The sequence below is a fragment of the Azospirillum largimobile genome, from assembly GCF_977007025.2.
The window spans coordinates 486,300-498,286 of sequence record NZ_CDRMUA020000003.1 but is presented as its reverse complement, the minus strand read 5'-3'; the positions used below and the strand labels follow the sequence as shown (position 1 = coordinate 498,286).

Below are 11,987 nucleotides of genomic sequence, written 5' to 3'. Positions count from 1 at the left end.
TCCCGATGGAGGATTGGCCGATCAAGACGGCGCTGGAACTCGTGAGGGCGGAGGAAACGGAAAAAGCTGCCGGCGGCGTGACGCTGGACAGGAAGCCGGCTGGGGGGCGCCGGGTGCGGCCGGTCCAATAAAGGAACGGTCGCCTATGCGTGGCGGATCCGGACGCGGGGGGAGCATCTGCGGACTTGGCACGCTCAAGCTTTACACCGGGGACATTTTAGAGACGTGTGACAAGTTTCGGGTCCTACCCCTTTCCAGTTCCCGCAAAAGGGGTGGAAACTGGGCGGCAAATGGTTGATTTTTCTGCGAAATCCGGCGCTTCACCGAAGGTATTAGGCCGTTTTGCGTGGGGTTTCCAGCCATCTGGTCAGAGCGCTCGGTTATCGTGCATGCTGCGTCGCGATGAATTGCGCAGGGCGTCGGACCTCCCCCATCCGGCCCCTGCCCCGCCCCCTGCCCCGCCCCCCTTTCCTTCCACCATGCAGGCCGCCCGTTTCCGGTTGCGGCCCGAAATCCGGTTCCCCGGAGACCGGTTCAAGGAAACCCGATCCATGACGACCCCGAAGACCATCCTCGTCACAGGCGGCGCCGGCTATGTCGGCAGCCATTGCGTGGCGGAGCTTCTCGACCATGGCCATCGTGTCGTGGTGTTCGACAATCTGCGTCAGGGTCACATCGCGGCGGTTCCGCCCGAGGCCGCCTTCGTCCAGGCCGACCTCGCCGACGAGGCGGCGCTGGCCCGCGTCTTCGCTGAGTGGCGTTTCGACGCGGTGTTCCATTTCGCCGCCTTGTCGGTGGTCGGCGAATCGATGCGCGACCCGCACGCCTACCTGCACGGCAACACCGTCACCTCGCTGAACCTGATCCGCGCCGCGGTGAAGGCCGGGGTGATGAAGCTGGTCTTCTCCTCCACCGCCAACCTGTTCGGTTCGCCCAAGCGGATCCCCATCGACGAGGATGAGGCGATCGATCCCGGCAGCCCCTATGGCGAATCGAAGTTCATGATCGAGCGCGCCCTGCATTGGGCCGACCGCTGCCACGGGCTGCGCTCCGCCTGCCTGCGCTACTTCAACGCCGCCGGGGCGCATCCCAACGGAAAGCTGGGCGAGGATCACAGCCCGGAGACGCACCTGATCCCGCTGGTGATGGATGCCGCCACCGGCAAGCGTCCGCACATCGAGATCTTCGGCGACGATTATGACACGCGCGACGGCACCTGCATCCGCGACTATATCCATGTCTGCGATCTGGCCGACGCCCATCTGCGGGTGCTGAACGCGCTGGATGAGCGGTCGGTCCGCTACAACCTCGGCAACGGCACCGGCTACAGCGTGCGCGAAGTGATCTCGTCGGTCGAGCGCATCACCGGGCGCACGGTGCCGGTGAAGATCGGCCCGCGGCGCCCCGGCGACCTGCCGGTGCTGATCGCCTCGTCGGAGCGGATCCGCCGCGATCTAGGCTGGCAGCCACGCTTCCCGGAGCTGGACAGCATCATCGCCGGCGCCTGGGCCTGGCGCAGCGCGCACCCGCATGGTTTCCGCGGCCTCGCCGCCGCGGCGGAATAAGGCAGAAGCGAGAAGGATGGCGGCAATGGCAGAGCCGGGATCATGGACGCGATGAGCAACCTGAACTGGGACGATGACGACGCGCCCGAGCCTGGACCGGACGACAAGCCCGGCGGCGACCCCGCCCGGAAGCCCGGCGAGGACCTCGACCTCGCCGACTTCCACGGCATGGCGCGCCTGATCGAGCGGATGCACCGGCGGTATCTGGACGTCGTGCGCGTCGGCCTGTCCAAGCAGGGCATCGAGGACATCGGCCCGGTCCAGGCGCTGATGGTGATGCTGATCGGCGAGGACGAGCTGTCGGTCCGCGACCTGATGGAACGCGGCTATTACCTGGGCTCCAACGCGTCCTACAGCCTGAAGATCCTGGTCGATGCCGGCTACATCAACCGCGCCGCCAACCAGCGCGACCGCCGCACTGCGCGGCTCCAGCTGACCGACAAGGGACGGGAGCTTTGGGAAGGGCTGCGGCGGATGGAACACGCCCAGGCCGAGGCGCTGGTGCGCAACGAGACCGAGGCGCGCGACCTGAAGGCCAGCTACCGCACGCTCCGCCGGCTGGACCGGCTGTGGGGCGACATGGTCCGCTATTCCTGCCTCGATTTCGACTGATGGGTTTTCGTCCGATGCCGCAGCCGGGTGCCCCTATGCCACATGCCGTCCAACCGCAGACCTCGCAGCCAGATGCACCCAACCCGAACGCCCTGTCGTCGCGGGATGTGGAACGCCTGCTGACCTCGCCCACCGCGGAAACGCGGATCGAGACGATGAACAAGCTGTTCCATGACCTGGAAGCCGGCGCGCTCAGCCCGGCGGAACGGTCGCTGGCCATCGAGGTGGTGCATTGCTTCGCCGGGGACGCCCAGGTGGCGGTGCGCGAGGCGGTGGCCTGGCAGCTGCGCAACAGCCCGCTGCTGACCGAGGACTTGGCCGAACGGCTGGTCCGCGACGTCGGGCGGGTGGCCTTCCCGATCCTGCGCGACGCGGCGGGCCTGACCGACGACCTGCTGCTGGACGTGCTGTCCGATCCGGATTCCGGCAAGCATGTGGCGGTCGCCAGCCGGTCGAAGGTCTCGGCCCGCGTGTCGGGAGCCATCGCGGAGCGCGGCAACGTCGTCGCCGTGACCGCCTTGCTGCGCAACGACGGGGCCGAGGTGCCGGACAGCGCGATGCACCGCGCGCTCGACCGCTTCGGCCGGGTCCGCATGGTCAGCGAGGCGGCGGCGACCCGTCCCGGCCTGTCGCTGGCGATGGTGGAGCGCGTCGTCGCATTCGTGTCGGACAGCATGCGCACCACCCTGATGCAGGCGCACGGCCTGTCGCGCGAACTGGTGGAACGGCTGGTGGAGCGCGGACGGGAGGCGGCGACCATGCGGCTGCTGCGCCCGGTGCTGCGCGGCGCCGAGGACATCGATTCGGTGATCCAGTGGCTGCACGCCAACCGCCGCCTGACGCCGGTGCTGCTGTTCCGGGCGCTGTGCGCCGGCGACCTGTCGCTGTTCGTCGCCGGCATGGCGCTGCGCGCAGGCATTCCGGCGGAGAACGCCCGCCGGTTGGCCTGGGACGATGGCGAGCTGGGCATGGCGGCGCTGATGAAGAAGGCGACCGTCGCCCCCGGCCTGACCCATCCCTTCCAGGTCGCGGTCGGCGTCGCCAAGCGGATGGAGTATGAGGGCGAGGAGAACCGGCGCGAGGACTTCCAGTCGGAGGTCATCAGCGAACTGTTCACCGCCTGCACCCCCACCAACGACTGGATGGTCGACGACCTGCTTCTGCAGCTGTTCGACCAGAAGTCGGAGGAGGTGATCGACCGGGCGCTGGATCAGGCCGGCCTGCCCTTCTCGCCGGTGCGCACGATGCAGTGAGGCGGGGCAGTCGTCAGCTGGCCCCGACCCCGGCCGCCGTCACGCCGCGCAGGATGTCGGACATGCTGAGGATCGCCTCGGCGACCTCGATGATGCGCTTGTTCTGGTTCATCGCCGTCTTGCGGATCAGCTTGTAGGCCTCCTCCTCCGACAGGTTGCGGGTGGACATCAGCAGGCCCTTGGCGCGGTCGATCACCTTGCGCTCGTTCAGCGCCGCCTTGGCGCTCTCCAACTCCAGGCTGACGTCGCGCAGACGCTGCGACTGCGCTTGCACGACGTCGAGCACGGAGCGCATCAGCTTCGGCCGCAACCCGTCCGGGGCGTAGAGCCCGGTGCCGTCCTGTCCGGGCAGGGCGGGATCGGCGTCGACCAGCACCATCGCCACCGGCATCACCGCATCATGTCCGCGCAGGTCGGCCTGTTCAAGATCTGCGCGCGCCTGGGCCAGCTTCGCCTCGCACAGCAGGCGCAGATCCTCGGTCAGCCGGTCCTCCACCGTCTTCAGCAGATCCATGCGGCGGGTGGCCTGTTCGAACCAGGATTCTGGCGTGATTCCCGACAGCTCGCCATGACGGGCGCCGTCGCCGAGCGCCACCGCCCGCATCCGCTCCACTTCCGCCACCGCCGGATCGGAAAGTGCAGCGCGGAAAGCGGCGGTGTGGGCCGGGTCGGCGAATTCCGCGACGATGCGGAAGGCGCGGTTCTGCGCGTCGATCAGCCGGGCCAGCCGGCCATGCTCCGCCCCGTCGAACCGCCCGCGCGAGAAGCCGGCGCTGGCCGTCGCCCGCTCCTGCCCGGCGAATTCCTTGCCCTGCACGATGTTGAACAGCGCCACCAGCGCGCGGGAGATCGCCGGGTCGGCGGCGATATCCGCCGCCTCGAACACCACGGCCAACAGATGGCCGACGATGTCGGTGAAGGACTTCACGGCATCCTGCGGCACCAGTGCCAGCGACGCCACCTGTTCCCGCAGCGCCGGCAGCCCGTCCAGCGCATGCAGGGCGATGGCGACGCGGTTGTAGAATTGCGCGCCCGAACTGAGGCGGTCGAGCTGCCGGTCCACATGGTCGAGCCGGTCGCGCAGGACCGCTTCCAGCGCCTTGGCGTCGGCCTGCCAGCGGGCGCGATCCTCGGCGAAGCGCTTTCCGCTGGAGCCCAGATAGATGGAGGACGCGCCGCGTTCCTTCTGAAGCGCGTGGATCAGCCCGCTCATGTCGCGGACCAGGGAGCTGACGGCCAGTAGCTGTTCGACGTCGCGGATGCGGCACAGCTTGGCGGCGCGCAGGAACCTTGCGGCCGCGGTGCCCGCTCCGCTGTCCTTGGTTTCCTGCTGCGTCACCATCCGGCCCGTTCCCCCATGATCGCGCTGCCCCAGGAGCCGATAAGCAATGGATATGCCAGCGGAAACAGGCCCCTCTCCCCTTGCGGGAGAGGGGTTGGGGTGAGGGGGGGTGGAAGTCCGGGATTCCCCCGTCCTTGCGGTCCGCTGCACCCCTCATCCCAACCCTTCTCCCGCAAGGGGAGAAGGGCTTCTACGCCGCAAGCCGGCCGCTCTGCGTTCATGCGGTTGCCTAAGAATGCAGCGACTTCGCCGAAAATTTACGCACATTTCGGCCGCTTCCGGTGCGGTGCAACAAATGCCCGCTCGCCGCTGTTGAGTCGGCACCCCAACTGTTCCGGAGTCGACCCGCCATGGCCAAGAATCCTTTCATGAGCGCCTGGTTGTCCTGGGCCAACCGGGCCACCGGGATGTGGACTACCGCCGCCATGTCGGCGGCCAAGCGCAACCAGTCGGCGGCGTTGAAATCCATGATGACTCCGCCGAAACCCGCCAAGCCGAAGCGCAAGGCCAAACCGGCGCGCTGACCGGCGGGCGAACGGATTCAGCAGGGATCTGACGAGGGCGTGCTTGACGGTGCGCGGAGGGGATGGCCAAATCCTACCCCCTTCGTTTCACGCGCAACCGTTGAGACACGCCCCATGACCTCCGTTCGCATGCCCTCGTCGCGGCCTCCGTCGCGCTGGGCGAACCTGTTCACCGACCGGCCCGTCACCTGCATCGAGGATCTGCGGCAACTGGCGGAATGGCGCGTGCCGCGGATGTTCTACGATTACGCGGATTCCGGCTCCTACACGGAGTCGACCTATCGCGCCAACGAATCGGACTTCGGCCGGATCAAGCTGCGCCAGCGCGTGGCGGTGGACATGACCAACCGGACGCTGGCCAGCACCATGGTCGGCCAGCCGGTGGCGATGCCGGTGGCGCTGGCCCCGACCGGCCTGACCGGCATGCAGCATGCCGACGGCGAGATCCTGGCCGCCCGCGCCGCCGCCAAGGCCGGCGTTCCCTTCACGCTGTCGACCATGAGCATCTGCTCGATCGAGGATGTGGCGGAGAATACCGACAAGCCCTTCTGGTTCCAGCTGTACGTCATGCGCGACCGCGCCTTCATCGACAAGCTGATCGACCGCGCCAAGGCGGCCGGCTGTTCGGCGCTGGTGCTGACGCTGGACCTGCAGATCCTCGGCCAGCGCCACAAGGACATCAAGAACGGCCTGTCCACCCCGCCGAAGCTGACCGTCGGCAATATTCTGGACATGGCGACCAAGCCGCGCTGGTCCATCAACATGCTGCGCACCCACCGCCGCACCTTCCGCAACATCGTTGGCCACGCCACCGGCGTCAGCAACCTGTCGTCGCTGTCCTCCTGGACGGCGGAGCAGTTCGACCCGACGCTGAACTGGGACGACGTGCGCCGCATCCGCGACCGCTGGGGCGGCAAGCTGATCCTGAAGGGTATTCTCGACGCTGAAGACGCGGTGATGGCCGCCGACACCGGGGCCGACGCGCTCATCGTCTCCAACCATGGCGGGCGGCAGCTGGACGGCGCCATCTCGTCCATCGCGGCGCTGCCGGCCATCGTCGAGGCGGTCGGCGACCGGATCGAGGTGCTGATGGACGGCGGCATCCGCTCCGGCCAGGACGTGGTGAAGGCGCTGGCGCTGGGCGCCAAGGGCACCTTCATTGGCCGCGCCTTCCTCTACGGCCTGGGGGCCGGCGGCGAGGCCGGCGTGGCCCAGTGCCTGGAGATCATCCGCAAGGAGATGGACGTCACCATGGCGATGTGCGGCCTGCGCGACATCAAGCACGTCACCTCCAACATCCTGGCCGGGAAGCCCGATTTCGGGGTCTGACCGGTTCGCTGATGGCCAGGACGGCAGCTTTGGCGGGGTGGAACGGCGTGGAACGGGTTTCCGGCGCTGTTCCTCACCGTCTTCCCGGGCGGGTCCAGGGCTTGCCTGCATGGGTGCTGGTCGAAGAGAAGCCCCAAAATGTTACAATCCCGAAATAATAGTGACCGGTTCGTCAGTCACGCTTCAGCTCGTCAAGAACAATATTGCCATGCTCAAGGCCTGAAAGAAGCTTTGACGAGAAAGATGCACCCACATGGGATAGTGGAAAGTGCAAGCCGCTTCCTCAATCTCATGGCATAGTGATTCTCCATTGGCCCTGACCGACGAGACCGCAGTTGACATCTTCACTCGACCCTGCGGACGGCGAAAGCCAGCCCTCCGGGCATGATCGGGCCACCCTGGCTTTCCTGACCGGCGGCGGCGCCTTCGGTGAATTCATCCTGGCGCAGGACTGGGCGAACACATCCCTGGGGCCGCCGGAGCTTTGGCCACAGCCCCTCAAGACGATCATCGGCGTCATGCTCGGCTCGAACCAGCCGATGTTCGTCGTCTGGGGGGCGGAGCGCACGCTGATCTACAACGCGCCCTATGCCGAAATCCTCGCCAACAAGCATCCGCTGGCGATGGGGCAGGATTTTCTCGATGTCTGGAACGAGATACGCGGCGATCTCGAGGGCATCGTGGCCCAGGCCTATCGCGGCGAACCGGTGCAGATGGACGACATCACACTGTTCATGGAGCGGCGCGGCTACCGGGAAGAAACTCATTTCTCCTTCTTCTACTCTCCTCTCAGGATCGATGTCGGTTCGGTCGCCGGCCTGTTCTGTGCCTGTACCGAAATCACCGAACCGGTGATGGTGCAGCGCCGGCTGATGGAAAGCGAGGCCCGCGCCCGCGCCGATGCCCAGCGCGTGCAGCTTGCCCTTGATGCGGGCGCCATCATCGGCACCTGGTTCTGGCATCTGCCGACCGACCATTTCACGGCGGACGAACAGTTCGCCCGCTCGTTCGGGCTGTCTTCGGAGGTCTGCAGCACGGGCCTCGGCATCGAACAGGTCGTCGCGACGGTCCATCCGGACGACAAGCCGGGTCTGATGGCCGCAATCGCCGAGGTGATCGGGCGCGGCGGGGCCTACGCCCATCAATATCGGGTGTGCCGCCACGACGGGCGTTACCACTGGATCGAAGCGAACGGCCGGGTCGAACACGCGCCCGACGGCACGCCGCTGAACTTTCCGGGCGTCCTCATCGATGTGGAAAGCCGCAGGGCTGCGGAAACCGCGCTGCGCGACAGTGAGGAGCGCTTCCGGGCCGCCGTTCATGCCGTCAACGGCATTCTGTGGACCAACACCGCGCATGGCGAGATGCAGGGCGAGCAGCCCGGCTGGTCCGCGCTCACCGGGCAATCCTTCGACGAGTATCGCGGCTATGGCTGGGCCCGGGCCGTTCACCCCGACGACGCCCAGGCGACCGTCGACGCCTGGAAAGCCGCGGTGGCGGAAGGGCGGACCTATGTCTTCGAGCATCGGGTGCGGCGCCATGACGGCGTCTGGCGCCGTTTCAGCATCCGGGCCATCCCGTTGGTCGATGCCGGCGGGGCCATCCGCGAGTGGGTCGGCGTCCATACCGACGTGACCGAGCAGCGCGAGGCCGAGGCCGTTCTGGAACGCTCGCGCGAGGAACTGGAACGGCTGGTCCAAGAGCGGACCATCCAGCTGGTGCAGGCGCAGAAGATGGAGATCGTCGGGCAGCTCAGCGGCGGCATGGCACACGATTTCAACAACCTGCTTCAGGGAATCGGCGGTTGCCTCGCCGTGCTGGACAGGTTTGTTCCGGACGGCTCGCCGCGCCGGCTTTTCACCGCCGCGGAGGAGGCCATCACGCGCGGCGCCCAACTGACGCATTCGATGCTCGCCTTCGCCCGGCGCCAGATGTTGACGCCGAAGCCGACGCGGCTGCTTTCCCTCGTCGAGAGCATGCAGCCGTTGCTTGAACGCACGCTGGGCGGCCTGATCCACTTCGACATCGATGTGCCCGCCGACACGGCACCGGTGATGGTCGATCCGGCACAGCTGGAATCGGCGATCCTCAATCTCGCGATCAATGCAAGGGATGCGATGCCCCAGGGCGGGGTTCTGACGCTGCACACCGACAACGTCGTCATCCGGCGGCAGGGCGAAGCTGGACGCCCGGCGGAACTGGTGCCCGGCGAATATGTGGCGATCACCCTGGCCGACACCGGGACCGGCATGGACGAGCCGACGCTGGCCAGGGCCTTCGAGCCCTTCTTCACCACCAAGGAGGTCGGCAGGGGCTCGGGCCTCGGCCTGTCGATGGTCTATGGCATGGTTGCCCAGTCCGGCGGCGGGGTGACGATGGCCAGCGAGGCCGGCAAGGGCACATCCGTGACCATCTTCATTCCCCGCGCCGTGGATGTCGAGACCACGGCACCGGCGCCGACACCGGAAACGATGCCGGCAAGCCGCAAGGTCGTGCTGCTGGCCGACGACGACCATCTGGTGCGAACCGGCGCCTCGGCTGTTCTGGAGATGCTCGGCTACAACGTGCTCGCCGCCGCGAGCGGAGTGGAGGCGCTGCAGGTTCTGCAGGACGCGGAGGCGGTCGACGTCCTGATCACCGACTACGCCATGCCCGGAATGAGCGGCGTCGCCCTGATCCAGGAGACGCGGCGCCTGACGCCGGAGTTGCCGGTTCTTCTCATCACCGGATATGCCGACAAGCCGGACGGCATCGAGCACTGCGCGGTTCTGCACAAGCCGTTCAGGCCGCAGGCTCTCGCCGAGCAGCTCGCCACCCTTCTGAAAGCGGGCTGACGGGACCACCGCACTGCCCCCTGCAACGCTTGCCCCTCTGCCCTGTTGTATCGGGGCAACGTGCCATGTCGGCGCGCAATGGGGAGTGGTTCATGAGCGAACTCCGTGAGGGCAGCGCCACCGTCTCCGCGGAGGCCGAAGCCTTCTATACCGAAAGCCTGAAGCTGCTGACCCAGTCGGGAATCCCGTTCCTTTTGGGCGGGACCTATGCGGTCAGCGCCTATACCGGGATCAACCGGCCGACCAAGGACATCGACATCTTCTGCTGCGGTGGCGACTTCCCGCGCATCCTGGGTCACTTCCAGGACCATGGCTTCGGGACGGAGATCGAAGACGAACGCTGGATCGGCAAGGTCAAGCATGGCGACCTGTTCTTCGACGTCATCTTCAATTCGGCCGTCGCCATCAACCCGGTCAACGACCGCTGGTTCAAGGAAGAACATCGCGCGGTGATCTGCGGAGCCGACGTGCGGCTGGTGGCGCCGACGGAGATGATCTTCTCCAAGTCCTTCGTCCAGATGCGCCACAAATACGATGGCCCGGACGTGGCGCACCTGATCCTGAAGCAGCACGACAAGGTCGACTGGAAAAGGCTGCTCGCCCATATGGAGCAATATTGGGAGGTGCTGCTGATCCACCTCCTGAATTTCCGGTTCATCTATCCGACCGAACGCGATTGCGTGCCCGACTGGCTGGTGGCCGAACTGCTGGAACGGATGCAGGAACGCGCCAAGCTGCCGGTCGCCCAGACCCGCATCTGCCGCGGCCGGCTCTTCTCGCGCGAGGATTACCTGATCGACGTCACCCAATGGGGCTTCGCCGACGTCGTCGGGGAGGAGGGCACGAAGGAGATCCCGAGGGAGAAGAAGAATGGATGAGCGCAGGCTGACCGTCGCCGCCATCGGCGACATCCATGTCGGGGAGACCACGCAGTATCCCTATCGCGAGCTGTTCCAGGAGATCGCCGCCAAGGCCGACGTGCTGGCGCTGTGCGGCGACCTGACCAACCACGGCAAGCCGCGCGAGGCGGAAATCCTGGCCGACGCCCTGCGCGCCATCGGCATCCCGATCGTCGCCGTCTTCGGCAACCATGATTACGAATGCGGCCATTTGGAAGAGGTCCAGCACATCCTGACCCAGGCCGGCGTGCGTTTCCTGGACGGCGCCCCGCAGGAGATCGGCGGGGTGGGGTTCGCCGGGGTCAAGGGCTTCGGCGGCGGGTTCGGCAACCGGATGCTGGACAGCTTCGGCGAACCGGCGATCAAGCAATTCGTCCATGAGGCGGTGAACGAAGCGATGCGGCTGGAAAGCGCGCTGCGCCAGTTGGACACGGAGCGGGTGTTCGTGGTTCTGCATTACGCCCCCATCGCCGCGACGGTGGAGGGGGAGCCGACGGAGATCTTCCCGTTCCTGGGGTCGTCGCGGCTGGCCGAGACCATCGACCGCTTCGACAATGTCCGCGCCATCGCCCACGGCCATGCCCATCACGGGACCTATTCGGGGAAGACGCTTCGCGGCACGCCGGTCTACAACGTGGCGCAGACCATCCCGAAGGAAACCGGCCGGCCTTATGCGCTGATCGAGATTTGAACGGGCAGGTTCTATTCTGAAGTACAACTTTCTTGCAACCACAGTGGTTTACGGGTGGTCAGCGCTGATGGGTGAATATTGCTCGCAGATCGATTTTGCCGAGCCCAGCCGAGCGCTGACCTTCCTCGTCAACGGGCCGAGTTCAACATCGGGCCGGTCAGTTCGGGGCCGTTCGCGGCATCCGCGATGGTGATGGCGGTCGGGCCTTGTGAGCCCAACGTCATCGTCACCGGGCGGCCATTGTTGTAGTTCTTCCACATCTGGTACAGGGCCAGAGCCGCGAACATCTTGCCGTCGCGGCCGGTGTTGTACTGCCATTCCTGGGTCGGCACGACGCGCAGGGTGCCGTTGCCGGACTGCTCCACCTTTTCGGCGAAACGGTAGCCAAGCTTGTCGCTGATGTTTGCCACCAATCCGTCGAAGCCGGGTGAAAGCCGCCCGAAGCCGGCCTGCGCCGGAGCCGTATCACCGCCGCCCAGCGTGCTGGCAGAGTTCCGCTTGACGAGATCGGCGAACAGCCACCCCTCCTCTCCGGTGCGCAGCACCCGGACGCCCAGCCAACTGCCGTCCCGCCGCAACTCCACGACCTCGTCCCCGCGCGCGATGGTGGAGCGAACCGCCGCGTCGTCCGAGGGGCCGGCACGCAGGTTCACCTTCTCCCCCACCACCGCATGAACATCGCCCGATGCGGCCAACGCCGGAACCACCGGCGTTCCTGCCAAGCCGAGTGCCGCAACCAGGACCAACATCGCTTTCCGTGACATGACCGCTCCTCCCGCTGGGGTGCCGGTGCGCACCGTTTTTCGAACAACACTCGGCAATGGGTGGATGATCCATGAACGGTCCTCCGGTATTTCCGCTTGACCTGAAGTTAACTTGAGGTTTTAGGCTGCCTGTCTGGGATCTGGCATACCAGACAGGCAGCCGATCTTGGCCGA

10 protein-coding genes are annotated in these 11,987 nt (G+C 66.5%); 8 read left to right on the top strand and 2 right to left on the bottom strand.

Annotation, left to right across the window (positions count from 1 at the left end; genetic code table 11):
* The first annotated feature begins 551 nt into the window (after window positions 1-551).
* From galE to ACWPKK_RS19865, 3 genes are read left to right on the top strand one after another with little or no spacing between them, the layout of a single operon-like run.
* Entirely contained in the window at window positions 552-1,565 is a 1,014-nt protein-coding gene (gene galE / locus ACWPKK_RS19875; RefSeq protein WP_452007516.1) for a UDP-glucose 4-epimerase GalE, read from the top strand.
* 42 nt (window positions 1,566-1,607) lie between these two features.
* Complete coding sequence (locus ACWPKK_RS19870; protein WP_324870262.1) at window positions 1,608-2,177, top strand: winged helix DNA-binding protein; 570 nt, start codon at window positions 1,608-1,610, stop codon at window positions 2,175-2,177.
* Window positions 2,178-2,212: 35 nt separating this feature from the next.
* Window positions 2,213-3,430: a DUF2336 domain-containing protein gene (locus tag ACWPKK_RS19865; RefSeq protein ID WP_324870263.1), complete on the top strand. Its 1,218-nt coding sequence runs from the start codon at window positions 2,213-2,215 to the stop codon at window positions 3,428-3,430.
* Between the two features lie 13 nt (window positions 3,431-3,443).
* On the opposite strand, the gene ACWPKK_RS19860 is transcribed toward ACWPKK_RS19865, so the two are convergent.
* On the bottom strand, window positions 3,444-4,772 hold the full coding sequence (locus tag ACWPKK_RS19860) for a nitrate- and nitrite sensing domain-containing protein (RefSeq protein WP_452007514.1): 1,329 nt from the start codon (window positions 4,770-4,772) through the stop codon (window positions 3,444-3,446).
* A gap of 350 nt (window positions 4,773-5,122) precedes the next feature.
* On the opposite strand from ACWPKK_RS19860, the gene ACWPKK_RS19855 reads away from it, so the two are divergent.
* The 5 genes from ACWPKK_RS19855 (at window position 5,123) to ACWPKK_RS19835 (ending at window position 11,049) form a co-directional block, all read left to right on the top strand.
* Window positions 5,123-5,296, top strand: a complete 174-nt coding sequence (locus ACWPKK_RS19855; protein WP_310115869.1) for a hypothetical protein — start codon at window positions 5,123-5,125, stop codon at window positions 5,294-5,296.
* Between the two features lie 129 nt (window positions 5,297-5,425).
* Window positions 5,426-6,625, top strand: coding sequence for an alpha-hydroxy acid oxidase (locus ACWPKK_RS19850; protein ID WP_452008230.1), 1,200 nt, complete (start codon window positions 5,426-5,428; stop codon window positions 6,623-6,625).
* A gap of 335 nt (window positions 6,626-6,960) precedes the next feature.
* Window positions 6,961-9,459: a PAS domain-containing protein gene (locus ACWPKK_RS19845; protein WP_452007511.1), complete on the top strand. Its 2,499-nt coding sequence runs from the start codon at window positions 6,961-6,963 to the stop codon at window positions 9,457-9,459.
* Window positions 9,460-9,551: 92 nt separating this feature from the next.
* Window positions 9,552-10,337 (top strand): hypothetical protein, encoded by a 786-nt coding sequence (locus ACWPKK_RS19840; RefSeq protein ID WP_452007509.1) that lies wholly within the window; start codon window positions 9,552-9,554, stop codon window positions 10,335-10,337.
* Window positions 10,330-11,049, top strand: a complete 720-nt coding sequence (locus ACWPKK_RS19835) for a metallophosphoesterase family protein (protein WP_324870268.1) — start codon at window positions 10,330-10,332, stop codon at window positions 11,047-11,049. The genes ACWPKK_RS19840 and ACWPKK_RS19835 overlap by 8 nt, the downstream gene beginning before the upstream one ends.
* A 128-nt stretch (window positions 11,050-11,177) precedes the next feature.
* Here the strand turns inward: ACWPKK_RS19835 and ACWPKK_RS19830 are convergent, their stop codons facing one another.
* Window positions 11,178-11,813: an SH3 domain-containing protein gene (locus ACWPKK_RS19830; RefSeq protein WP_452007507.1), complete on the bottom strand. Its 636-nt coding sequence runs from the start codon at window positions 11,811-11,813 to the stop codon at window positions 11,178-11,180.
* Window positions 11,814-11,987 lie beyond the last annotated feature (174 nt).